The 22,775-nt window shown below is 56.1% G+C and carries 22 protein-coding genes and 1 other RNA gene; 20 read left to right on the top strand and 3 right to left on the bottom strand.

Annotated elements, in window-relative coordinates; genetic code table 11:
* Window positions 1-638 precede the first annotated feature (638 nt).
* From JJO78_RS07590 to JJO78_RS07525, 14 genes are all read left to right on the top strand, one after another.
* Window positions 639-2,108 carry an MFS transporter gene (locus JJO78_RS07590; protein WP_151982844.1) on the top strand — a complete coding sequence of 490 codons (1,470 nt, stop codon included), beginning with the start codon at window positions 639-641 and terminating at the stop codon, window positions 2,106-2,108.
* Window positions 2,105-3,820 (top strand): bifunctional protein-serine/threonine kinase/phosphatase, encoded by a 1,716-nt coding sequence (locus tag JJO78_RS07585; protein ID WP_151982842.1) that lies wholly within the window; start codon window positions 2,105-2,107, stop codon window positions 3,818-3,820. The genes JJO78_RS07590 and JJO78_RS07585 overlap by 4 nt, the downstream gene beginning before the upstream one ends.
* A gap of 82 nt (window positions 3,821-3,902) precedes the next feature.
* Complete coding sequence (locus JJO78_RS07580) at window positions 3,903-5,453, top strand: 2-isopropylmalate synthase (RefSeq protein WP_036203699.1); 1,551 nt, start codon at window positions 3,903-3,905, stop codon at window positions 5,451-5,453.
* Window positions 5,454-5,480: 27 nt separating this feature from the next.
* Window positions 5,481-6,284: a hypothetical protein gene (locus tag JJO78_RS07575; RefSeq protein ID WP_075196055.1), complete on the top strand. Its 804-nt coding sequence runs from the start codon at window positions 5,481-5,483 to the stop codon at window positions 6,282-6,284.
* Window positions 6,285-6,287: 3 nt separating this feature from the next.
* The gene (gene rimI / locus JJO78_RS07570) at window positions 6,288-6,770 is read left to right on the top strand and encodes a ribosomal protein S18-alanine N-acetyltransferase (RefSeq protein WP_227544273.1); all 483 of its coding nucleotides are present in this window, start codon (window positions 6,288-6,290) and stop codon (window positions 6,768-6,770) included.
* Window positions 6,771-6,893: 123 nt separating this feature from the next.
* The gene (gene prfC / locus JJO78_RS07565; protein WP_036203705.1) at window positions 6,894-8,474 is read left to right on the top strand and encodes a peptide chain release factor 3; all 1,581 of its coding nucleotides are present in this window, start codon (window positions 6,894-6,896) and stop codon (window positions 8,472-8,474) included.
* Between the two features lie 17 nt (window positions 8,475-8,491).
* The gene (locus tag JJO78_RS07560) at window positions 8,492-9,280 is read left to right on the top strand and encodes a TatD family hydrolase (RefSeq protein WP_036203708.1); all 789 of its coding nucleotides are present in this window, start codon (window positions 8,492-8,494) and stop codon (window positions 9,278-9,280) included.
* A gap of 286 nt (window positions 9,281-9,566) precedes the next feature.
* Complete coding sequence (rplM, locus tag JJO78_RS07555; protein WP_007154598.1) at window positions 9,567-9,995, top strand: 50S ribosomal protein L13; 429 nt, start codon at window positions 9,567-9,569, stop codon at window positions 9,993-9,995.
* A 12-nt stretch (window positions 9,996-10,007) separates the two neighbouring features.
* Window positions 10,008-10,400, top strand: coding sequence for a 30S ribosomal protein S9 (gene rpsI / locus JJO78_RS07550; protein ID WP_007154597.1), 393 nt, complete (start codon window positions 10,008-10,010; stop codon window positions 10,398-10,400).
* Between the two features lie 241 nt (window positions 10,401-10,641).
* Window positions 10,642-11,238 carry a ubiquinol-cytochrome c reductase iron-sulfur subunit gene (petA, locus tag JJO78_RS07545; protein ID WP_036203711.1) on the top strand — a complete coding sequence of 199 codons (597 nt, stop codon included), beginning with the start codon at window positions 10,642-10,644 and terminating at the stop codon, window positions 11,236-11,238.
* On the top strand, window positions 11,238-12,470 hold the full coding sequence (locus JJO78_RS07540) for a cytochrome b (RefSeq protein WP_007154595.1): 1,233 nt from the start codon (window positions 11,238-11,240) through the stop codon (window positions 12,468-12,470). Before petA ends, JJO78_RS07540 begins: the two co-directional genes overlap by 1 nt.
* Window positions 12,470-13,225: a cytochrome c1 gene (locus tag JJO78_RS07535; protein ID WP_036205673.1), complete on the top strand. Its 756-nt coding sequence runs from the start codon at window positions 12,470-12,472 to the stop codon at window positions 13,223-13,225. The genes JJO78_RS07540 and JJO78_RS07535 overlap by 1 nt, the downstream gene beginning before the upstream one ends.
* A gap of 108 nt (window positions 13,226-13,333) precedes the next feature.
* Window positions 13,334-13,963 carry a glutathione S-transferase N-terminal domain-containing protein gene (locus JJO78_RS07530; RefSeq protein WP_036203714.1) on the top strand — a complete coding sequence of 210 codons (630 nt, stop codon included), beginning with the start codon at window positions 13,334-13,336 and terminating at the stop codon, window positions 13,961-13,963.
* Between the two features lie 56 nt (window positions 13,964-14,019).
* Complete coding sequence (locus JJO78_RS07525; protein ID WP_178380796.1) at window positions 14,020-14,442, top strand: ClpXP protease specificity-enhancing factor; 423 nt, start codon at window positions 14,020-14,022, stop codon at window positions 14,440-14,442.
* Between the two features lie 67 nt (window positions 14,443-14,509).
* Here JJO78_RS07525 and JJO78_RS07520 read toward each other — a convergent pair whose 3' ends face one another.
* The 3 genes from JJO78_RS07520 to JJO78_RS07510 are packed head-to-tail and all read right to left on the bottom strand — an operon-like array spanning window position 14,510 to window position 17,429.
* Window positions 14,510-15,100, bottom strand: a complete 591-nt coding sequence (locus tag JJO78_RS07520; RefSeq protein ID WP_036203719.1) for an SIS domain-containing protein — start codon at window positions 15,098-15,100, stop codon at window positions 14,510-14,512.
* Between the two features lie 2 nt (window positions 15,101-15,102).
* Complete coding sequence (locus JJO78_RS07515) at window positions 15,103-15,477, bottom strand: YraN family protein (RefSeq protein WP_273623195.1); 375 nt, start codon at window positions 15,475-15,477, stop codon at window positions 15,103-15,105.
* Between the two features lie 20 nt (window positions 15,478-15,497).
* Window positions 15,498-17,429 carry a penicillin-binding protein activator gene (locus JJO78_RS07510; RefSeq protein WP_273623193.1) on the bottom strand — a complete coding sequence of 644 codons (1,932 nt, stop codon included), beginning with the start codon at window positions 17,427-17,429 and terminating at the stop codon, window positions 15,498-15,500.
* 126 nt (window positions 17,430-17,555) lie between these two features.
* Between JJO78_RS07510 and rsmI the strand changes: the two genes are divergently transcribed.
* From rsmI to JJO78_RS07480, 6 genes are all read left to right on the top strand, one after another.
* A complete protein-coding gene (gene rsmI / locus JJO78_RS07505; protein ID WP_227544271.1) occupies window positions 17,556-18,419 on the top strand; it encodes a 16S rRNA (cytidine(1402)-2'-O)-methyltransferase in 864 nt (287 codons plus the stop codon).
* A gap of 65 nt (window positions 18,420-18,484) precedes the next feature.
* Window positions 18,485-18,846: RNase P RNA component class A (gene rnpB / locus JJO78_RS07500), an RNA gene on the top strand.
* Between the two features lie 316 nt (window positions 18,847-19,162).
* Window positions 19,163-19,615, top strand: a complete 453-nt coding sequence (gene mraZ, locus JJO78_RS07495; protein ID WP_007154587.1) for a division/cell wall cluster transcriptional repressor MraZ — start codon at window positions 19,163-19,165, stop codon at window positions 19,613-19,615.
* Complete coding sequence (gene rsmH / locus JJO78_RS07490; RefSeq protein WP_036203728.1) at window positions 19,612-20,592, top strand: 16S rRNA (cytosine(1402)-N(4))-methyltransferase RsmH; 981 nt, start codon at window positions 19,612-19,614, stop codon at window positions 20,590-20,592. Before mraZ ends, rsmH begins: the two co-directional genes overlap by 4 nt.
* A gap of 2 nt (window positions 20,593-20,594) precedes the next feature.
* On the top strand, window positions 20,595-21,002 hold the full coding sequence (ftsL, locus tag JJO78_RS07485; protein ID WP_007154585.1) for a cell division protein FtsL: 408 nt from the start codon (window positions 20,595-20,597) through the stop codon (window positions 21,000-21,002).
* Window positions 21,003-21,032: 30 nt separating this feature from the next.
* Window positions 21,033-22,772 carry a peptidoglycan D,D-transpeptidase FtsI family protein gene (locus JJO78_RS07480; RefSeq protein WP_126810564.1) on the top strand — a complete coding sequence of 580 codons (1,740 nt, stop codon included), beginning with the start codon at window positions 21,033-21,035 and terminating at the stop codon, window positions 22,770-22,772.
* The last annotated feature ends 3 nt before the right edge of the window (window positions 22,773-22,775 follow it).

Genomic DNA, 22,775 nt, shown 5'->3' with positions numbered 1-22,775 from the left:
GAACTCAGCCGTGAAACAGACCAGCGCCGATGGTAGTGTGGCTTCTGCCCATGTGAGAGTAGGTCATCGTCAGGCTCTTAATATAAAACAGCCCCGACAGCGTATGCTGCCGGGGCTTTTTTATGTTTGGATCGAGGCCCTGCTGTGCACTACAACGGCCCCATGTGACAAACCTGCCAACGGCAGGTGCAGGACGCCAGAGCGCAGCGACGGCGGGCCCGAAGGGCCGAAGGCCGACAGGCCTGAGCAATGTAGGTCATCGTCAGGCTCCTAATACCAAAAACCCCCGCGGCTTCGCCGACGGGGGTTTTTTATTGCCTGTAAAAAAGTAACAACCAATAACCTATAGTGGTGCGGTGCCGCTCGGGTTGCCCAGCATTGGTGCGTTGCTGGGGATTTGTTGCCCTTGGAAATATTCGCAATGCATTGTTTTTAAAAATTAAAAATATTCTGGAATATATTTTGCTGAAGTATCGGGTCTAGAGTTAGGCTCCAACAGGTACCGGCAACGACGCCGTCAGAAGGAAGTGAAGGTGTCGGCCATTCCTGTTTTGCTTTGATAGTTCGCCACACTTGGCCCTCCCTTAGAAACTTCCTCACGATCTGTTGGCAAATTCCGCATGTTTACAGGCCAACGTATGAGCGATACCTCTTTTCGATTCTTTTCTTTCGTAGGAAGGATCAAAGTTCTTCACCTGAGTTGGGTAGCGTTTTTTATAAGCTTCCTGGTCTGGTTTAATCACGCCCCCCTAATGTCTTCTATTCGAGATCAGTTCGGGTTGTCAGCCTCGGAAGTAAATACCTTGTTGCTGCTCAACGTAGCATTGACGATACCAGCTCGAATTCTTATCGGTATGTTAGTGGATGCACTCGGCCCTCGCCGTGTGTATAGCTTGGTCCTTGTTGTGTCAGGGCTTCTCTGTATCGCATTTTCACTCTCCACAACCTTTGAACAGCTCGCAGTGACCCGATTCTTGTTGGGCTTTGTTGGTGCGGGATTTGTTGTGGGTATCCGTCTGATAAGTGAATGGTTCCCGGCGAAGGAGCTGGGACTGGCTGAGGGTATCTATGGCGGTTGGGGTAACTTTGGAGCTGCATTTGCCGGGCTTTCATTGCCGGCACTCGCGCTGTGGTTCGGTGGCGATAACGGATGGCGCTGGGCGGTAGGCACGACCGGTGTTATCGCGATTATCTACGCGGCGGTTTTCTTCATCCTGGTTCGCGATACCCCAAAAGGTTCGACTTACTTCAAGCCAAAGCGGGGCGGTGCGATGGAAGTCACCAGCAAGGGCGATTTCGTCCTTTACGTGGTAATGAACTTGCCGCTGTTCTTTGCTTTGGCGTTGATCGTTTGGCAACTGGGGCCCTTTAAGCTCGGTATGCTGGGGGCTCCGACAACCTATCTTCTTTATGGTGCGATAGGGGTGATGGCAGCTGTCCAGTTCTTGCGGATTTGGCAGATAAACGGTCACGTCTTTCAAAGGCCTGTACCGGCATTTGATCGTTACCCGTTCAAGCAGGTAGCACTTTTAAATCTCGTATATATGGCGAGCTTCGGATCGGAACTTGCGGTGGTCTCCATGTTGCCGCTGTATTTCCTGGATACGTTTGATATCTCTCCCATGTTGGCGGGGATGCTCGGCGGGAGTTTTGCTCTGATGAACCTGTTTGGGCGCCCCGGCGGCGGCTATCTTGCGGACCGCTATGGGCGAAAGCTGATTACGATACTGATGCTGGCCGGTATCGCAGTTGGATACTTCTTCATGGCAAGGATTGATAGCAGCTGGCCTCTGCCATTGGCGGTCACTCTGGTTGTGCTCTGCTCGATCTTTGTGCAAGGCGGATGTGGCGCAGTCTATGCGTCGGTTCCGTTGGTGAAGCGTCGTCTTACCGGCCAGGTTGCGGGGATGGCAGGTGCCTACGGCAATGTAGGAGGTGTTGTCTTCCTGGTTATATTGGCCCTGGTGCCCTCAGATCAGTTCTTCCTGGTGTTGGGAGCAATTGCTCTGGCAATCATGTCCCTGGTGATGATCTTCATGGATGAACCTGATCCGCAAACAAGCGAGGTTATGCCGGATGGTTCCGTCAGAATGATTGACGTAACGTGAGTGGTCGCCTCCAATTACAGGCCGGCCAATACAGCATCGCCGGCCGGAAGGCCGAGAATCAGGACAGCCTGGGTATTCGGTATCCAGAAGGCGAGGCCCTCGTTCTCAAGGGAGTTGCTGCTGTTATTGCCGATGGGGTGAGTGCTTCAGCCGCAGGCCGTGAGGCGGCTGAGACCTGCGTAAAAGGGTTTCTGCACGACTACTACAGTACGCCGGACTCCTGGGCCGTTGAAACTGCGGCCGGTCGTGTCCTTGGGGCCTTGAATCGATGGTTGCACGGTCGTGGTCACGCCAGCCATGCAGATGCCCATGCGATGGTGTGTACTTTTAGCGGTGTCGTCATCAAGAACAATCGAGCCTATGTATTTCATGTGGGGGATAGTCGGGTTTGTCTTGTTCGCAACGGCGAACTGGAATGCCTGACCAGGGACCATCATGCAGTTGTAGGCGCCGATAGGGGCGCGCTGACAAAGGCCATGGGGGCCGAGCTGAATGTCGAAATTGATGTATTCCGGGCAAACCTTCTGCCCGGTGATTGTTTATTGTTGACCACTGATGGTGTGCACGGGTATCTCGACCCAGTCGTTATGACCGGACTTGCGGCGGAGGGCGACGCGGATGAGATCGCCAGAGCGCTGGTGGACGCAGCCTACTCCGCTGGAAGCCCCGACAACCTGAGTGCTCAGGTACTTAATATTGAGCATCTGCCAGTGGAAGACGTTGAGGCTCATTATGAACGGCTGACGTCGCTGGCATTCCCGCCGCCATTGGAACCTGGGCAAAGGCTTGACGGTTATCGGATTGTCAGGGAAATCCACGCCAGCCGCCGCACCCAGGTTTACCTTGCCAGCCCCGATGCCGGCGGTGAGCCGGTGATTATCAAAACGCCATCGCCGAACTTTGTGGATGATCCGGCCTATATCGACCGTTTTCTCAATGAGTGCTGGGTGGGGCGCCGTGTAAACAGTCCTCATATTGTCCGGTTTATTGAGCCGCCCCAGAACCGACGCTGCCTCTATTGTGTCACCGAATATGTTCAGGGACCGACGCTACGCGAGTGGATGAACGACAACCCCCTGCCAACGCCTGCCGACGTGAGGAACCTCATTCAGCAGATTGCCATTGGTTTACGGGCTCTGCACCGTCTTGAAATGGTGCACCAGGATCTCAAGCCAGAAAACGTACTTATTGCCAGAGACGGGACAGTTAAAATCATTGACCTGGGCGCGGTACGAATTCGAGGGATTGAGGAGATTGATGTTCCGTGGGGGCAGGATGGCTGCCTGGGGACTGAGAGCTACGCTGCGCCGGAGTGTCTTGAGGGTGATCGGGCAACACCCGCCTCTGACCGCTATTCCCTGGCGGTGATTGCCTATGAGCTGTTGACCGGTCAGCTTCCCTATGCGAAACCTCCCAGACCCTCCGTCCGTCGCCGTTTGCGCTATCGCAGTATACGCGAATTCAACCCAGACCTGCCGGTGTGGCTGGATGCCTGCCTGCAACGCTCCGTTTCCTTGAGGCCGGAGTCCCGATACCCTTCGCTGTCGGAATTCCTGAGGGATCTCGGACATCCCAACCCGGCGCTGACACCCACCGAATGGCGCCCGCTCGTGGACCGTGTGCCACCGGAAAACTGGCGTTTCATCGCGGTTGTCTCTCTGGTGCTCAATGGTTTGCTGATTTGGCTGGTCTGGATGAACGGCGTCGACTAAACACTATGCACGCCCCGTGGGCATCGCAATCGATGATATACTCCCGTGAAACTGGTCTTCAGTTGCCCTGATGGAGAGCGCCATGCCTGCGAACGATCACCTGGTTATTTTTGACACAACATTGCGTGACGGTGAGCAAAGCCCCGGCGCAACGATGACAAAAGCGGAGAAACTGCGGATAGCCCGGATTCTCGAGAAGCTGAGGGTTGACGTCATAGAGGCGGGTTTTGCGATCGCCAGCCAGGGTGACTTCGAGGCGGTAAAGTCGATTGCAGAGTCTATCAAGGAATCTACCGTTTGCAGTCTTGCCAGGGCACTGGATAAGGACATTGACCGCGCCGCGGAGGCCATAAGGCCGGCCGAGCGCGGACGTATCCATACCTTCATTGCGACGTCTCCGATTCACATGCAGTACAAGCTGCAGATGCAGCCGGATGACGTGGTTGAGCAGGCCGTCAGATCCGTTAGGCGTGCCCGCAGTCATGTTGACGACGTTGAATTTTCCTGCGAAGACGCCGGTCGGTCAGAGCTGGATTTTCTGTGCCGTATTATCGAAGCGGCAATCAAGGCCGGCGCAACAACCATCAACATTCCGGATACAGTGGGCTATGCTATTCCGGAGCAGTTTGGAGAGACCATCCGTCAGTTGCTGAACCGTGTTCCGAACGCCGACAAAGCCGTGTTCTCCGTTCACTGTCACAACGACCTCGGGCTTGCGGTTGCAAACTCCCTTGCAGCCGTTAGCAGCGGTGCCCGCCAGGTGGAATGCACCATCAACGGGCTCGGTGAGCGGGCAGGGAACGCTTCTCTTGAAGAGCTTGTGATGGCGGTTCGTACCCGTCAGGATCTTTACACTATCGACACCCGGGTAGATGCTCAGCACATTGTGCCTGCCTCTCGACTGGTATCGACCATCACCGGCTTTCCGGTACAGCCTAACAAGGCGATCGTTGGTGCAAACGCCTTTGCCCACGAATCAGGTATTCATCAGGATGGCGTCCTGAAGCATCGGGAAACCTACGAAATCATGCGGGCACAGGACGTGGGCTGGCACACCAACAGCCTGGTGCTGGGTAAACATTCTGGCCGTAATGCTTTCCGTTCCCGCCTGTTGGAACTCGGCATCCAGTTTGAGACAGAAACAGAGCTTAATGAAGCCTTTACCCGGTTCAAGGCACTGGCCGATCTCAAACATGAGATTTTCGATGAAGACCTTCAGGCGATTGCCAGCGATACCCGGCAGAAGGAAGAAGACGGCCGCTATGGGCTCGTTACTATGCAGGTGTGCTCTGAGACCGGTGTTATTCCCCGGGCTCGCTTGACCCTTCTGGTGGATGGCAGGGAGCACAAGGTAGAGGCAGAAGGCAGCGGGCCGGTTGACGCCACCTTCAAGGCCATTGAGTCCCTGGTAGACTCCGGCTGTAACCTGCAGCTCTATTCCGTGAACAACATTACCAGCGGTACGGATGCCCAGGGGGAAGTAACGGTACGCCTGGAGCGCGGTGGTCGAATTGTGAACGGCATCGGCGCCGATACCGATATCATTATCGCCTCCGCAAAGGCCTACATTGAGGCCCTGAACCTGATCAGCCGGGGCGGTGTTCGGCAGCACCCGCAGGGCGCTGATGTCTGAGCAGGGTAGGCGAAGGGGGCTAGTACAATGATGATGCCAGAGGCAGAACGTCAATTTTATCTGGGCAAGGCGGGAATCCATCTCTGGTACGCCAGGAAGGCGTTACCCGGCGCCGCACCGAGCCCTGAATTCGCCTTTCCCGAGCAGGATGAGCCGGAGCTGGAAGCTGCTGCGATTGTATCGCCTCCGGTTCCGGCGCGGCCAACTGTTCCCCAGCGTAAGGTTGATGGTGTCGGCAAGGACAGAATCGCCGGCATCCAGGCGCTGATGGCCGATGACACGCCGGAACCTGCTGGCGTACCGGTGCCCGAAAAGGCTCCGGAAACGCCAGTTGTCGTTGAGTCGAAGGCACCGGCCGACGAGTCGCCTGAAAAAACAGTGGACGCTGCTGGGGAGTTGCCCCGCCAGATTCACGCCCACCTTGGGTTCTGGTTCTCAGAGCGGCTTGTGCTGATCAGTGGTGTATCCGACGAGGCCAGCACACGGCTTCAAGACACACTGGCACAAAACATCCTGGCAGCGGTCGGTGAAACCCGGATCGAGAAAGGGCGAGAGCTTCGCTGGCCGGTGTTTGGAAATCTGAGGGTTCCAGGAAACAGCGCAGACTGTTTTCGCGATACTCTTCATTTCCTGGCCAATGACTTCGGTGCCCGCAAGGTGGTCTTGCTCGGAGTTTTAACCAACGATTCTCCCTCAGAAAGAGCTGTATTGCTTGACGATGCGCTGGGTGATGCTGCTGTCGACTTCTCCCATACTCTTGCCGAATTGGCTGCGGTGCCCGCTTACAAACGTGAGCTCTGGCAGCAGTTGAAGACCGCCGTCGGGGGCTGACTCGTGGGGCAGGATCTATACCGCGAGATAGAGAGTGCCGACCTCATGATCCGGGCCTTACGCCAGGAGGATCTGCCTGACGTCCTCAATATCGAAGCCCAGGGCTACTCCTTCCCCTGGAGCGAGTCCGTTTTTTTGGGGTGCTTTCGGCCTGACTATCGGCTCTGGGCACTCGAGTGGGGGCAGCGGCTCAGTGGATACGCCGTCGTCGCTTATATGGTGGGTGAAGCCCATTTGCTGAATCTGTGCGTGGCACCGGCTAAACAGGGCAATGGCGGAGGACGCCGTTTGCTTCGGCACCTTGTGCTGGAGGCGGCGCGGGATGGCATGAGCCAGGTTTTACTGGAGGTGCGCGCCAGCAACCGTGCAGCAATTGATCTGTACGCGGCGGAAGGTTTTGACGTGATTGGTCGCAGGAAGGGCTACTACCCTGCAGGCCGCGAGCGGGAAGACGCACTGGTCATGGCCTTACCCTTGGGCGGATAGTCCCTCGAAACTCCGCGGTTAGATCGGGCACGCTCTCAACGGATGCGGGTTCGCGTCAGTGCCTTAATATCCCTATAATGACGTCCGTTTTTTCAGTCTCTCCGAACCAGGTTGTTACCAATTATGACCAGCCTTGCCAGCGAAGTATCCCAGCGCCGCACGTTTGCGATTATCTCGCATCCGGATGCGGGTAAAACCACCATTACAGAGAAGGTTCTGCTGTTTGGGCAGGCCATCCAGAAAGCCGGCACGGTCAAGGGAAAGAAGTCGGGGCAGCACGCAAAATCCGACTGGATGGAGATGGAAAAGGAGCGTGGTATTTCCGTCACCACCTCGGTGATGCAATTCCCATATGGCGGGCGCCTGGTCAACCTCCTGGATACGCCTGGCCACGAAGATTTCTCGGAAGATACCTACCGCACGTTAACGGCGGTGGATTCGTGCCTGATGGTGATCGACAGCGCCAAGGGTGTTGAGGAACGCACGATCAAGCTGATGGAAGTAACCCGCTTGCGGGATACGCCAATACTGACCTTCATGAACAAGCTGGACCGTGATACGCGTGATCCCGTTGAGTTGATGGATGAGGTTGAGGATGTCCTCAAAATCGCCTGCGCACCGATTACCTGGCCCATCGGTATGGGGAAGAATTTTAAAGGTGTCTATCACCTGACCCGGGACGAAGTGATCCTGTACAAATCTGGTCAGGGCCATGCCATCCAGGAAAAACGAGTGATCCAGGGGCTTGAGAATCCTGAGCTGGACGAGGTTCTGGGAGGCTATGCTGGTGATCTCCGAGACGAGATTGAGCTGGTCAAAGGAGCGTCCCATGAGTTCGATCTGGACGCCTTCCTTGCGGGCGAGCTCACGCCGGTGTTCTTCGGTACGGCGCTGGGCAATTTTGGTGTGGATCACATGCTTGATGGGTTGGTGGAGTGGGCCCCAACACCGCAACCGCGTGAAACCGATCAGCGATTAGTGAAACCAGAAGAGGATGTCTTCTCGGGCTTCGTGTTCAAGATTCAGGCGAATATGGACCCCCAGCACCGGGATCGTGTGGCTTTTCTGAGGATCGTGTCGGGGCGCTACAATCAGGGCATGAAAGCGCGTCACGTGAGAATCGGCAAGGAAGTTCGCTTTTCCGATGCGCTAACCTTCATGGCAGGTGATCGGGAGCATGCGGGGGAGGCGTTCGCAGGCGATATTATCGGCCTTCACAACCACGGCACCATCCAGCTGGGAGATACCTTCACTGCCGGTGAGGATATGAAATTTACCGGCATCCCCAATTTTGCACCGGAATTGTTCCGTCGTATTCGCCTGAAGGACCCGCTCAAGTCCAAGCAGCTGCAAAAGGGTTTGATCCAGCTTGCGGAAGAAGGCGCGGTACAGGTTTTTCGCCCGCTTCGAAACAACGACCTGATCGTGGGAGCGGTGGGTGTCCTGCAGTTTGATGTGGTGGTTAGTCGGCTCAAGAGCGAATATAAGGTTGAGGCGGTGTATGAGCCGATAAATGTTGCAACGGCACGCTGGGTAACGGCCTCTGATGAGCGTAAACTGGATGAGTTCGAGCGTAAGGCTAACGATTTCCTGGCTCTGGATGGCAGCGACCGACTGGCCTACATTGCGCCAACGATGGTCAACCTGCAGTTGGCCCAGGAGCGCTATCCAGAGATCAGCTTCCATAAAACACGGGAGCACTAGCAGGCTGGAGTGAGTGAATGCGACTCATTGATGCTCATTGCCATTTTGACTTCCCTGAGTTTGATGGGCGTCGCAAGGCAGTGCTTGAGGACGCTCGCAGCAGTGGTCTGTCGAATCTCGTTATTCCCGGCGTTCGGCGGCCCGACTGGAGCAGGGTGAGTCGCATTGCATCGGAATACGATGGGCTCTACTACTGTCTCGGAATCCATCCCTGGTATGTGGCTGAGCATACCGCCGATGACCTATGCGCATTGCAAGGCTTGCTCGAAGACCGTCCAGGTCATTGTGTAGCCTTGGGGGAGTGCGGCCTGGATCGGCTCCACGGGGACATGCGGGATCAGTACGCCTGGTTTGAAGGGCAGGTTGATATTGCTGCGCTTGTACATTTACCGTTGGTTATTCACTCCGTTAAGACCCACGACGAGGTCTATGAGGTGCTGCGGCGCAAGCGCTTTTCAGGGCGGGTGTTGGTGCACGGGTTTTCGGGCAGCTATGAGCAGGCTACCAAGCTGATTGACCTCGGTTGCTTCATCGGTGTTGGTGGTGTCATTACCCATCAGCGAGCGCGAAAGACCCGGGATACCATCGCCCGGTTGCCCGTTGATGCGCTGATCCTCGAGACGGACGCGCCTGATATGGCGCCAGCGGGCGTCGAGGCGGGGCATAATTCGCCTGCGTACCTGCCGTCGATACTAGCCACCCTGGCACGGTTGCGGAATTCGGGGCTCGAAGACCTGGCCCAGTCGCTGCTCTGCAACGTGCAACGGCTGTATGGTTGGAACGAAGTCGGCGCTTCCGAGCGCTAGAGTCGTGGAAATGACGACCACGGGTTGTTTCGGTGCCCTTTGGTTGGTGGCTCCGTTCCGCGGTAGCAATGAGGATACGTGAATAACGAAACAGTCCCTTTCAGGGTTGGCTTTCTTTTTGGGTTCGGATATACTTCGCGCCCTGGCTTTTCAAGGCGATGCCATCATCTCAGCCCCGAATGATGTCACTGCCGCATAACATACAGGTAAAGAACCTCCTCCGGATGCCGAGCATTTACCGGTGGTGGTTTTTAACGTTTCTTATATAGCGTTCAAGGCGGAATCAATGAAGACTCTGAGTGCGAAACCAGAAACAGTAACACGTGACTGGTACGTTGTAGACGCAGCCGGCAAGACGCTGGGTCGTCTGTCAACTGAAATCGCCCGTCGTCTGCGGGGCAAGCATAAGCCTGAGTACACCCCTCACGTCGACACTGGTGATTACATTGTGGTTATCAATGCCAGTCAGGTACGGGTTACCGGCAAAAAAGCATTTGACAAGATGTACTACAGTCACACCGGCTTTCCGGGTGGAATCAAGTCCATCAACTTCGAGAAGCTGGTCGACAAGGCTCCTGAGCAAATCATCCAGAAGTCTGTTAAAGGCATGCTTCCGAATGGCCCGCTTGGCCGTGCCATGTTCAAGAAGCTGAAAATTTATGCCGGCGCTGAGCATCCTCATGCAGCCCAGCAGCCCAAAGAACTCGACATTTAACGGAAGGCGGATATGTCTGTAGCACAAAATTACGGTACTGGTCGCCGCAAGACATCCACGGCTCGGGTTTTCATCAAGCCGGGAAGCGGTAACATCTCTATCAACGGTCGTTCCATTGAGCAGTTTTTCGGTCGCGAAACTCTGCGGATGATTGTTCGTCAGCCCCTGGTGGTTGCTGAATCCACGGATCGTTTCGATATCAACATCACTGTTAAAGGTGGTGGTATCAGTGGTCAGGCGGGCGCTATTCGTCACGGCCTGACTCGCGCCCTGATGGATTACGATGAAACGCTGCGCCCTGCGCTGCGTAAAGCGGGTTACGTTACCCGTGACGCTCGTGAAGTGGAGCGTAAGAAAGTTGGTCTGCGGAAGGCGCGTAAGCGTCCTCAGTTCTCCAAGCGTTAATAATCGCTGGAGCAGATCCGAAAAAACCCGGTCTATTGGCCGGGTTTTTTGTTGTCTGGGAAGTCAGTTTCGAACAGGCTTGAGACAGGTAATGGCCCGGCTCAAAGCCTTTCCGACTTGTAAGGGCAGGGTAATTTCATTACCATTTGAGCGCTTATAATTTTAGGTTGAGAGAAGTCCTTTTCGATGTGCAGTTTCCCTGTAAGCAGGGCTGTATGTCGCCTGATGGGAGATAACCATAATGAGTAATGGCGACGTGAGCCAAGGCAGGCGCCGATTTTTGATCGGTGCCACGTCTGTGGTGGGTGGTGTCGGCGTCGTCGGTGCGGCCGTGCCTTTCGTAGCATCCTGGAATCCCAGTGCCAAAGCGGAAGCAGCCGGTGCACCGGTCACCGTCAATGTCAGTAAACTGGAGCCAGGTCAGCAAATGACCGTCAAATGGCGCGGTAAGCCGGTGTGGGTTATTCGCCGCACCGAAGAGATGAACGAAAACATTCTCGAGCTGAATGACCAGGTGAAGGATCCTCTTTCCAAGGAAGCGGACCAACCTGCCTACATCGAAGGCGAGCTCCGGGCACTCAAGGACGAGTACGCTGTTCTCGTCGGTATCTGTACCCATCTGGGCTGCTCTCCCCAATTCAGGCCAGAAGTCGCTCCAGCCGATCTCGGGGAAAACTGGCTTGGCGGCTTCTATTGTGCGTGTCACGGCTCCCGTTACGACCTTGCCGGGCGTGTCTATCCGAATATGCCGGCACCCTCGAATCTTCAGGTGCCTCCCTATCGCTTTGACGACGAGAACACTCTGACCGTCGGTCTGGATCCTGAGGGGGCCGCATAATGAACAAGTTAGTGAACTGGGTAGACGAACGTCTTCCAATTGTCGATGCGTGGAACAAGCACGTTGGCAAGTATTACGCGCCCAAGAACTTCAACATGTGGTACTTCTTTGGTTCGCTGGCGATGTTGGTGCTGGTGAATCAGCTCGTGACCGGTATCTGGCTGACCATGAGCTATAACCCCACAGCGGAAGGTGCGTTCGCGTCAGTTGAATACATCATGCGTGATGTTGAGTGGGGTTGGTTGCTTCGATACCTGCACTCCACCGGCGCTTCCGCGTTCTTCGTGGTGGTTTATCTCCACATGTTCCGTGGCTTGATGTACGGCTCTTATCAAAAGCCGCGCGAGCTGATCTGGATCTTCGGTATGCTGATTTACCTGGTTCTGATGGCCGAAGCATTCATGGGTTATCTGCTGCCCTGGGGCCAGATGTCCTACTGGGGTGCGCAGGTGATCGTAAACCTGTTTGGCGCCATTCCGGTCATTGGCGATGATCTGTCGCTGTGGATCCGCGGTGACTACCTGATCTCTGGTATTACCCTGAACCGATTCTTTGCATTGCATGTTGTCGCATTACCAATCGTTCTGCTTGGTTTGGTGGTGCTGCACATTCTTGCGCTGCACGAAGTTGGCTCCAACAACCCTGACGGTATTGATATCAAGAAGAACAAGGACGAAAACGGCATTCCCAAAGATGGTATACCGTTCCATCCCTATTACACGGTGCATGACCTGTTGGGCGTGGGTGTTTTCTTCTTCATCTTCTTTATCGTGGTCTTCTTCTTCCCCGAGATGGGCGGGTTGTTCATTGAAAAGCCGAATTTCGAGCCTGCCAATGCCCTCAAGACGCCCGACCACATAGCGCCGGTATGGTATTTCACACCGTTCTACGCCATGTTGCGGGCGGTGACTATTGACCTCTTCGGCCTGGATGCGAAGTTCTGGGGTGTTGTCGTGATGGGGGCTGCTATCGCCATCCTGTTTGTTTTGCCCTGGCTGGACAGAAGTCCGGTACGCTCAATGCGCTACAAAGGCTGGTTGAGCAAGATCGCTCTGACGATCTTCGCCATCAGCTTCATTGTCCTGGGGTACCTGGGTATTGTTCCGGCCACTGAGGGTCGCACAACGGTTGCTCAGATCCTGACAACGCTTTACTTCCTCTATTTTATTCTCATGCCGTTCTACACACGGATGGAGAAAACAAAGCCAGTTCCAGAGAGGGTGACAGGATGATGAGAAAGCTGATAGTTGGTCTTTTCATAGCGATCCTGCCAGCTCTCGGGCTGGCAGCGGGGGCGTCCGTGCCGCTTGATACCATGGAGCCGGACCATACCAACAAAGCGTCGCTTCAGCGCGGTGCGGCCCTTTTCACCAACTACTGCATGGGGTGTCACTCCATGGAGTATGCGCGGTATAAGCGTGTATCGGATGATCTGGGAATTCCCGCCGAGCTTTACGAGGAGAATCTGATTTTCACTGGTGCAAAGATCGGTGAACTCATGAAGAACTCCATGAGCAAGGAAATGGCTGCGAGCTGGTTCGGTGCTCCGCCACCTGACCTGACCCTGGAATCTCGTCTTCGCGGTGAAGACTGGATCTATTCCTATCTTCGTGGCTTTTACAAGGATGAAAGTCGTCCGCTGGGTGTGAACAACGTGGTCTTCGAAAACGTTGGTATGCCCCATGTGTTGATCGGTTTGCAGGGGCTGTGTGCGGTTGAGCCGAGAATTGGTGAGGGTGCGAGTGTTGATCCTCTCAGCGGCGATGTTCGTAATGCAGACATTTGCCCGGAATGGGAAACAGAAGGCTCCATGGAGCCGGAGGAATTCAACCGGGCTATGTACGACCTGACCAATTTCATGTCTTACATGGGTGACCCGATAAAGGTTGAGCGTGAAAGGCTGGGTATGTTCGTACTGATCTTTGTGGCGATCTTCTTTATCTTTGCCTACCTGCTTAATCGCGAGTACTGGAAGGACGTACACTGAGATTTCAGGTATAATTCCTGTCCCTGAGTTCCAGCGGGCAATAGCCGGCCCGCTGGATTTTTGCGTTTTTCAGGATCAATTCGGTTAGTCAAATCGTGAGGTAGTTCTATGGGCGTTGTGACCAAGCGGTCATCAATGACGTTTTTCTCGGACCCGGCCAGTCATTACAGCCACAGAGTCCGCATTGTGCTGGCAGAGAAGGGGGTAACGGTTGACGTCGTGAACGTTGATCCGGATAACCCGCCTGGAGAGTTGGCTGACCTGAATCCGTACAATGCCCTGCCGACGCTGGTGGATCGTGACCTTGTGCTCTACGAGCCAAACATCATGATGGAGTATCTGGACGAGCGTTTCCCGCATCCTCCATTGCTGCCGGTTTATCCTGTTGCGCGTGCGAACAGTCGCCTGATGATCCATCGCATCCAGAAAGACTGGTGTGGGTTGGTGGATCAGATTCTGGCTCAGCCCAACGCAAAGGCGTCGGATGCAGCCCGAAAAGAGCTTCGCGAAAGTTTGCTGGCCACGGCGCCGCTGTTCGGTGAGATGCCTTTTTTCCTGTCGGAAGAGTTCACGATCGTGGATTGCTGTATTGCTCCGATTCTGTGGCGCTTGCCGTCGCTGGGTATTGAGCTGAATGAAAAGCAGGCGAAGCCGCTTCAAAAGTACATGGATAGCATATTCAGTCGTGAAGGTTTCAAGGCGAGCCTGTCAGACCTGGAAGAAGATATCCGTAACTGATATGCAGCGCCTGAAACCGGTTCAGGAGAAAGGCAGTGCCTGATAGTAAGATAACGATGACATCAAGCCGTCCCTACCTCGTTCGGGCATTCAACGAGTGGATCCTCGACAATGACTGCACGCCCTACATTGTTGTGGATGCGGGAGTGCAGGGCGTTCAGGTTCCGACTGAGCATGTGGCCAATGGGCAGATCGTGCTCAATATCAGTCCTGGAGCCGTGCGTGGTCTGGTGATTGGTAATGGCGCCCTGGAATTCAGCGCGCGTTTTGGCGGTGTGCCGATGCAGGTCTTCATCCCCCTGCAGGCTGTCATGGCGGTATACGCAAAGGAGAACGGTGAGGGTATGGTCTTCGGTAGCGAACCAGGCTCTCCTGATCCGGAAGGCCCCGGCGGAAAGGATTCCGAGAATGGCAGTAGCGATAGCGGTCAAGGTGGAGATCGGCCCAGCGGTCGGCCAACGCTTAAGGTCGTGAAATAGCTCCGTCTTGAAAGGAAAGCCTCAGGATGCCTAAAAGCCAGCTGTTTTTAACAGCTGGCTTTTTTGTTTATCCGCCGAACAGTTTTTCGTCGATCAGTCCGCACAAGGCGTTGATAATCACTAACAGGATAGGCGTTGCAGCCGTCGGGGAAAGGTTATCCAGGGCGATTTCGTGGTCCTCCGGGTGAAGCAGGGAGGTGATGTCGGTTTTCTCCTTGGCACTCAGTACTACCACATTCATTTCTCTGTCGTGCGCGGCCTGTATGGCCTGGATCAGGTTGGCCTTGTGGCCGTCGTCCACAATAACCAGGAGCAGATCGTTGGCTTTGCCAATAGCGCGAACCTGTCTTGAGAAGGTGTCATTGAAGCGATTGTCGCGACAGATTGCGGAATAGGTTGTCGCATCCGCTCCCAGGTTGATGGCGGGCAGTGCCGGTCGGTCGTGCTCAAAGCGGTTGAGCAGCGCAGTGCAGAAGTACTGTGTGAGTACGTTGGCATTGCCGTTGGCGCAGGTAATGATCTTGCCATCATTCAGTAGCGTGTTAACCAGTGCGTCTGCGGCGCTCTCAATGGCCGGTGCCGTCAGGCTGGCGGCGTGGGCCGTGTGTTCCATGTGGTTGGCAAACCACTGGTTTATCTGTTGTTCGGTATCCGTCATAGTCAGACCTGAATGGCGTTTTTTATCCATTGTATCCGGTATTTTTTGCGATCGCCCGGTGCGATTGCGATTACGTCAATTCTTGCGTTCGCATTCCACAGCCCATGCCTGTGGAGGTAAAACGAAGCGGCGCGGATAAGGCGCTTTTGCTTCGTGGGAGTGATGGATTCGGCTGCACCGGTCAGGCTACCGCTTCCGCGGTATCGCACTTCGAAGAAAACCAGTGCATCACTGTCCCGGCCGATGAGGTCAATTTCGCCCCCGCGACTGAACACATTGCGTGCCAGAATAGTGACGCCTCGCGTCTGAAGGTAGCGCGCGGCAACGCCCTCGGCATGGTCCCCGGTGGCTTTTCGAGTTCTTGTGCTGCCATCCATGGCATAAGGTGTCCTGGTTGTTAATTTGGATTGGAGGCGCCTTCCATAGCGGGGGCGTCCGATTCTGTTTCTTCAGGTTCCAGTGATGGCAATTGTTCTGGCGTTCCTTCGCTGAATCGGGCCCAGAGCTGTTCCCGGTGAATGCTGCCTTGCGGCGTCATGGTCAGTGCCCCGGTCTGGCCGTCTATCGTGGCGCCATCGACCTGCCTCAGTAATGGCAGTCGTTTGCTCAGATTCCAGGCATCGGCCCCCATGGCGAACAGGCGGCCAAGCTGACCCCGGACATCAGGCATGGCTTCCTTGACGATGTCGCGAAAGCGGTTTTTCTTTTCAAGAACCCAAGGCGTGTCGGTAAAGGTGACGCCGTTCAGGTCCCGGTCCCTCGATGGGTCCGGATTACCTTCGTAGACCATGGAGGGTGAGTAAACGGGCAGATCGCCGCCAAAATAGAAGGCGAATAATGGTTTGAACTGCCGTGCGACGGTTGGCTCCGCCACCATAACGATGCCGTCGGCATCCTGGCGCCGCCGGGGCTCGAATTCAACGTCAATGCCGGCAGTGCGTTCAACGTCTATGGCCCGATCGCGGGATACTGTGATGCCAAGCAGGTCGGCAGTGACGGCACGGAGATTGTCCTCGCGGAAATAGCGCTCAATATCCAGGGCGATGCCTCCATTCTCTGCCAGCTGGTCCAGCAGGGCAGTTTCCAGTCGGTCCCCCCAATTCCCCGTTGGGATCAGCACAAGAATCTGATCGATACCCTCTGCATCAAGACGGTTGGCAATTTGTCTGGCTTCATCTTCTGCTGACAGCCCGAACTGGTAGAGTCCGTCAGGAGCTGTAACCTCCCGTGGCAGATAGTTCAGGCCAAGAACCGGCACGGGCAGAGTCGACATGTCGCCGAGTGCTGCCAGGGACTCTTTTTCCAGGGGGCCGACAATCAGGTCCTGTTCCTCTTTGGTCAGTTCGTCATAAAGCGAACGAAAGTTCTGATCCGAGGTGTCGACGACTCGAATGCTGATTTTTCCGCGCTCCGCTGAGTCGTCCTCGTAGTAGGCGGCGAAAAAACCATCGCGGATGGCAGCGCCCGCACTCGACAGTGGGCCGCTGAGCGGCAATGCCAGGGTGATTCTTTCGGGCTGGCTCTCTGCAAGGCTTGCAATCAGTTGCAGTTCAGCCGGTAAGGCCCCGGCGCCGGGGTGGTCGGGCCAGTTGTTCTGCCAGTTGCGGATCATTCTTCCCTGTTCGTCCAGATTGATGCCCGGCTGCCGGAGAATGCCTGCCAGTTCAAGCCAGCCCTGGGCTTCATAGCCAATCGCTCGGCCTTTTCTGTCGGCGAGCTGGGTGTCTGAGGTCTGTTTCAGGTTCTTCCAGATGTCGTCATGGATAGATTGCGTATTGGCGTCTGTGTCCGCTCCGGACAGCAAGATCAGGGTAATGGCCGCCGCAAGGTTGTCTCCGGCAAGCCGATAGGTTTGCTCTTGCAGTCTTGCGGCGCGGTTAATCAGGTTTCTTTCATAATTAAGGAAATGATCTGGCTCTATGCCAGATACAATGCTTTTCGCCCAATCGCCATCCTCAAGCGCAGTGGCGCTGGCCATGGCTAGCAGAAGCCGTTGGTTTTCTGTGGCCTCAGTGGTCGGCGAGAATTGCTTGCTTTGAAGCAACTTCCTGGCGGCCCGGTGTTCGTTTTGACCCTGGAACCTGTCCGCTGCTCTCAACAGGTAAGCCTGTGCGCTTTGTCGGTTGGTTTCGCTGGCAGCGACTTCAAGAGCTTCTCCGGCGGTTTTGGCAATGTACGATTCCAGGTTCACGCTTGCGCAACCCGCAAACAGCACCGTCGTGGCCAGGAGAATGGTGATGGTTTTCAGGTTCTGGCGGTATTTGGTCATGGCTGGCTCACAATACTCCGGGTTATTACGCTTGTGGCGCCGGGTAATCGGCGGCATCATGCCGGGAGCCCTGGTGCCCGCCGGGCTTCCCATTAATGGTTTGATTTATCAGGCCGCAAGTTTAACAGCTCCCGCGTGAATTCACATGACGTTGGTGTCATGCGCAGGGGGCAAAGAGAGGGATGTGTGAACTCAGAAAGCGAGCTGCCGGAACAGGCTGGCACCCTGTATATCGTTGCCACACCAATTGGCAACCTGGACGATCTGTCTACCAGGGCCGCGGCGGTTTTGTCGCGGGTGGCCGTGATTGCCGCCGAGGATACACGGCACAGTGGCCGGCTATTGCAGCACCTGGGTATCAGCAAGCCAATGATGGCCTTGCACGAACACAATGAGCGGGACAGGGCTGGCCAGGTTCTGGACAAGCTTGCGGCCTGCCAGGATGTGGCTCTGATTTCCGATGCGGGGACGCCGCTGATCTCTGATCCGGGCTTTGTGCTGGTAAGGGAGGCTCGGGCTCGGGGTTATCGGGTTACTCCGGTGCCTGGTGCCTGTGCGCTCATTTCGGCGTTGAGCGCGGCAGGGCTGCCGACGGATCGGTTTTTGTTCGAGGGTTTTCTGCCCTCCAAGTCCGGAGCGCGCAAGGCTGCCCTGGACCGCCTGGCGAGGGAATCCGCCACATTGGTGTTTTACGAGTCGCCCCACCGTATTGTCGATACGGTGGGGGATATCGCGGAGGTGATGGGAGCAGAGCGAGAGCTCGTGCTGGCCCGGGAGCTGACCAAAACGTTCGAGACTTTCTATGCAGGGGCGGCGGCCCATGTCAGGCAAACTCTGGAGGCGGACCCCCATGGCAGTCGTGGCGAATTCGTGGTGATGGTGCGTGGCGCTAGCGCAGAGGAGTTGTCGGTGGGGGCGGCTGAGGCGGACCGGGTGTTGGCGTTGCTGCTGACAGAACTGCCGGTGAAAAAGGCGGCGAAGCTGGCATCGGAGTTAACCGGAATCTCCAAGAACGAGCTGTATCAGCGAGCGTTGTCTCTGAAGACCTGATCTCAGGAAGTCACTGGTTCGCGGTTTTTCTTGCCTGCCGCTGCAGGCTGGAGTATGGTCTCGCCCGAGCTCGCCAGACAGTCGCCGCCGGTTTTACCGGGGGAGGAAAGTCCGGGCTCCACAGGGCAAGGTGCCAGGTAACGCCTGGGCGGCGTGAGCCGACGGAAAGTGCAACAGAAAGTATACCGCCTAAGTGGCCGTGACATGTTCGCGGGCACCGGTAAGGGTGAAACGGTGCGGTAAGAGCGCACCGCGTGACTGGCAACAGTTCACGGCGATGGTAAACCCCACCTGGAGCAAGACCAAATAGGAATCCTATGGCGCGGCCCGCGCTGGATTCGGGTAGGTCGCTTGAGGCCTGCGGTGACGCAGGCCCTAGATGAATGACTGTCCCAGACAGAACCCGGCTTACCGGCGAGCTCATTTTTATTTCTCCGCTTGATGTGACATTTGTCATTCTCACCAGCAAGCTTTTATAGCCAAAAAATCTTAGAGTTCACTTGCCATCTTCAGAACTGACTGCAGGTGATTGATTTTTAGGTTTTTCTTTTCCGTAATCTCCAGTTCTTGACCAATCTTGTTCTGTAACCTCTTGTCGTGAAAGGAACTTTTCCTGGTGTGGCGCTGTTCGCGGCGCTTGCATTGTGCATTGCGTGTTTCTATAGTGTGCACAAGTGGGAAAAAGTGGTTTCTAGTGGTTTCTAGTGGTTATTTGTGGTTTCTGAACCCCGGAATTGGTGCTAATGAGCAATTTTCTTGGCAGTCATGCCATCAATATGGATGCGAAGGGTCGCTTGGCGATCCCCGCCAGGGTGCGCGAAGAGCTTGCGCATGCCTGCAGTGGTCGCATTGTATTGACGGCCAATGCCGATGAAGAGCGCTGTTTGCTGATGTATCCGGAACCGCAGTGGGAGGCATTAAGGCCACAAATTGAAGCACTTCCCAATATGAATAAAGCTGCCCGCAGGTTGCAGCGATTGCTGCTGGGCCATGCCACGCCTTTGGAGCTGGACTCGGCGGGGCGCATTCTGGTGCCGCCCACGTTGCGCAGTTATGCGCGCCTGGAGAAGAAATTGATGCTGATTGGTCAGGGCAAGAAGTTGGAACTTTGGAGCGAAGAGCGTTGGTTCGCTTGGCTTGACGAGTCATCGGATGAAGACGAGATGCCGCCGGAAATGGAGGCGTTGTCGCTATGACAGCCGGCCGCGGGCAGGAGCCTGCCGGTCAGTACCGGCACCGTTCCGTGCTCCTGGACTCGGCGGTGGACTTGCTGGTCAACGATCCGGATGGCGTTTATATCGATGGCACCTTTGGTCGCGGAGGTCACAGCCGGCTGATTCTGGGGCGGCTCGGGCAGGGCGGAAAGGTGTTGGGTATCGACAAGGATCCGGACGCAATTCAGGTGGCCCGAGACCTGTCGGCGAGCGATGCTCGGTTTCAGCCATTTCACGGCTCGTTTGCGGAACTGGGCGCCGCCGCTGAAGCCCAGGGGTGGATGAAGGTTAATGGTGTTTTGCTGGATCTTGGTGTTTCATCCCCGCAGCTGGACGATGCCGCCAGGGGGTTCAGCTTTATGCGCGATGGGCCACTGGATATGAGAATGGACCCCGGGCAGGCGCCAAGTGCGGCGCAATGGTTGGCCGAGGCGGACGAAAAAGACATCGCGAACGTGATCTGGCGATACGGCGAGGAGAAATTCTCCCGCCGTATCGCTCGTCTTGTTGTGGAGCGGCGTAAGGAGGCGCCGCTGGAAACCACGCGCCAACTGGCGTCGTTGGTCAGTGAGGCAGTGCCGAAAAAAGAAAAGCACAAGCATCCGGCCACCCGGACGTTCCAGGCAATCCGGATTTTTATCAACCGGGAGCTGGAAGATCTGGAGCTTGGGCTCAATGCCGCTGTTGAAAAGCTGATGCCCGGTGGAAGGCTGGTGGTTATCAGCTTCCATTCGTTGGAGGACCGGCTGGTCAAACGCTTTATGCGGGACTTGGCGCGCGGGCCGAGATTGCCAAAAGGCGTGCCGGTGACGGCGGAGCAGGAAGCATCGGCGTTTCGGTTGATCGGCAAGGCGAACAAGGCGGATACAGAAGAAGTGAGCGACAACGTGCGGGCGAGGAGCGCGGTTATGCGTGTACTTGAACGGATACCGGAACAACACAAGTTAGGGAGCGCGTAATCATGGGCGCGGTAGCGATTGAACAGCCAACAAAAACAGCGCGACTGAACAGAAAGCGTGTCAGGGACGGCGTTGCCACTGCGGTCAGGTTGTCGAACCAGGTCTTTACCGCACTTCAGCAGAAGCGCGTGTTGATCACCGTGGGTTTGGTGATGCTGTTGATTGTGTCCTCGCTGGGCGTTGTTGTCAGTGCCCATGAGAACCGTGAATTGTTCAACTCCTTATCTCAGCTGCAGGAGCAGCGTGACAACTACCAGCGTGAGTGGAGTCAGTTGTTGCTGGAGCAGAGTGCCTTGAGTGCCCACGGACGGGTAGAGCAACTGGCCTCCGAGCGTTTCGGGATGGTCGTGCCAGGCAAGCAGGATATCGTTCTGGTGCCGTTGATGGCGCCGCTCGTCGGGTCGCGTTAAGCGAAAACAACAAACCGTAAGGTGAAGACAGTGTCGGACCAGGGAAAAACAGCAACATGGGGCCAGCGACTGGCTGCCGGGCTTGGGGCCTGGCGGTACGGCACCGTGTTGGGCGTTTTTCTGTTGGTTGTCGGTGCCCTTGCCTGGCGGTTGGTGGATCTTCATGTGGTGGACAACGAGTTCCTGCGTAAGCAGGGCGATGTGCGCACCATTCGGGTGGAGAGCATCGATGCCCATCGTGGTGTAGTGACGGACCGGCACGGCGAATCACTGGCGGTGAGCACTCCAGTCCAGACCATCTGGGCGAATCCGTCCGAGATCGACGCGGATGAGCCGCGACTGACGAATGTCGCTCGCCTGTTGGGCCTTCAGGAGGCCAGGCTGCGCGAGCGGCTGCGTAAGTATTCGGGCCGCGAGTTTATTTACCTGCGCCGTAAGCTTCAGCCAGAAATTGCTCGGCAGGTGCTGGCAATGGGTATTCCGGGTGTGTACAGCCGCCAGGAGTACCGTCGTTACTATCCCGCTGGAGAGGTGACGGCTCATGTGGTCGGGTTTACGAATATCGATGAAAGCGGTCAGGAAGGTATCGAGCTGGCCTACAACCAGTGGCTGAGTGGTGAAAGTGGTCGCAAGAGGGTGCTCAAGGACAACCGTGGCCGTGTGATCAAGGATCTGACGTTGATCCGCGACGCGAAGCCTGGTCGCAACCTCGAACTCAGCATTGATTTGCGGCTCCAGTATCTGGCTTATCGGGAGCTGAAAGCCGTTGTCGGCGCGCACGACGCCAGGGGTGGCACTCTGGTGATGCTGGACGTGGACACCGGCGAGGTATTGGCCATGGTGAATCAGGGCTCCTACAACCCCAACGACCGCAGCCAACTGAGCCCCGACCGTTTACGGAACAAGGCTATTACCGATCTGTTTGAGCCGGGGTCCACGATGAAGCCTGTTTCCATGGCTGCAGCACTGGAATCGGGGAAGTTCAAGGCTTCCAGCACCATAGACACAGCGCCGGGGTACCGGCGCTTTGGTCGTTTCACGATTCGTGATCACCGGAATTATGGGGTCATCAGCCTGACTGACGTGATTGCGAAATCCAGCAACGTCGGCATTAGCAAGATCGCCACCGAGTTGGGTGGTGACACTATCCGCGATCTTTATGCCCGCCTGGGGCTGGGCCAGCCTACCGGTATCGGGTTCCCCGGTGAGGCTGTTGGCGTGTTGCCGGCACCACCAAAGTGGCGCCCCGTCGAAGAGGCAACCCTGTCTTATGGGTATGGCATGAGCGTCAATGCGCTTCAGCTGGCGCAGGCATACATGGTTCTGGCCAATGGCGGAATTCGCTACCCGTTGAGTCTGTTGAAGGCCGATGAAAAACCCGTTGGGGAACGAGTTCTTTCCGAAGAAGTCTCATTCCAGATCAGGGAAATGTTGCGAGAGGTGGTCGAGAACGGTACCGGAAAGCGCGCTCAACCGGGATTTTATTCCGCCGGTGGTAAAACCGGCACGGTACACCTGGTGGGTAAGAATGGGTATGAGGATAGCCAGTACAAGGCGATATTTGCCGGTATGGCTCCCATCGACAATCCGCGGATTGTCACAGTCGTGGCTGTCGATGCACCCCAGTCCGGCGAATACTACGGGGGCGAAGTGGCTGCACCCGTATTCGCCCGGGTGATGGGAGATGCATTGCGGCTGCTGAACGTAAAGCCGGAACTGGAGCTGGGCGACGCAAAGGCGCCGCGTCTGGCATCCGGGGAGCGGGGTTAGGGT

Origin of the sequence: Marinobacter sp. DS40M6, assembly GCF_028581595.1 — a bacterium.
Classification (GTDB): Bacteria; Pseudomonadota; Gammaproteobacteria; order Pseudomonadales; family Oleiphilaceae; genus Marinobacter; species Marinobacter salarius.
The sequence above is the reverse complement of the archived record's forward strand: the minus strand, read 5'-3'. Positions and strand labels throughout refer to the sequence as shown.

Excerpts from the sequence above, each read along its gene's own strand:
- JJO78_RS07515 (WP_273623195.1), bottom strand. The coding sequence starts at position 15,477 with ATGGATGGCAGCACAAGAACTCGAAAAGCCACCGGGGACCATGCCGAG.
- JJO78_RS07535 (WP_036205673.1), top strand. The coding sequence starts at position 12,470 with ATGAGAAAGCTGATAGTTGGTCTTTTCATAGCGATCCTGCCAGCTCTC.
- rplM (WP_007154598.1), top strand. The coding sequence starts at position 9,567 with ATGAAGACTCTGAGTGCGAAACCAGAAACAGTAACACGTGACTGGTAC.
- JJO78_RS07525 (WP_178380796.1), top strand. The coding sequence starts at position 14,020 with ATGACATCAAGCCGTCCCTACCTCGTTCGGGCATTCAACGAGTGGATC.
- JJO78_RS07590 (WP_151982844.1), top strand. The coding sequence starts at position 639 with ATGAGCGATACCTCTTTTCGATTCTTTTCTTTCGTAGGAAGGATCAAA.
- JJO78_RS07530 (WP_036203714.1), top strand. The coding sequence starts at position 13,334 with ATGGGCGTTGTGACCAAGCGGTCATCAATGACGTTTTTCTCGGACCCG.
- rpsI (WP_007154597.1), top strand. The coding sequence starts at position 10,008 with ATGTCTGTAGCACAAAATTACGGTACTGGTCGCCGCAAGACATCCACG.
- JJO78_RS07580 (WP_036203699.1), top strand. The coding sequence starts at position 3,903 with ATGCCTGCGAACGATCACCTGGTTATTTTTGACACAACATTGCGTGAC.
- JJO78_RS07560 (WP_036203708.1), top strand. The coding sequence starts at position 8,492 with ATGCGACTCATTGATGCTCATTGCCATTTTGACTTCCCTGAGTTTGAT.
- prfC (WP_036203705.1), top strand. The coding sequence starts at position 6,894 with ATGACCAGCCTTGCCAGCGAAGTATCCCAGCGCCGCACGTTTGCGATT.
- JJO78_RS07520 (WP_036203719.1), bottom strand. The coding sequence starts at position 15,100 with ATGACGGATACCGAACAACAGATAAACCAGTGGTTTGCCAACCACATG.
- JJO78_RS07510 (WP_273623193.1), bottom strand. The coding sequence starts at position 17,429 with ATGATGCCGCCGATTACCCGGCGCCACAAGCGTAATAACCCGGAGTAT.
- mraZ (WP_007154587.1), top strand. The coding sequence starts at position 19,163 with ATGAGCAATTTTCTTGGCAGTCATGCCATCAATATGGATGCGAAGGGT.
- JJO78_RS07575 (WP_075196055.1), top strand. The coding sequence starts at position 5,481 with ATGATGATGCCAGAGGCAGAACGTCAATTTTATCTGGGCAAGGCGGGA.
- ftsL (WP_007154585.1), top strand. The coding sequence starts at position 20,595 with ATGGGCGCGGTAGCGATTGAACAGCCAACAAAAACAGCGCGACTGAAC.
- petA (WP_036203711.1), top strand. The coding sequence starts at position 10,642 with ATGAGTAATGGCGACGTGAGCCAAGGCAGGCGCCGATTTTTGATCGGT.
- JJO78_RS07540 (WP_007154595.1), top strand. The coding sequence starts at position 11,238 with ATGAACAAGTTAGTGAACTGGGTAGACGAACGTCTTCCAATTGTCGAT.
- rsmH (WP_036203728.1), top strand. The coding sequence starts at position 19,612 with ATGACAGCCGGCCGCGGGCAGGAGCCTGCCGGTCAGTACCGGCACCGT.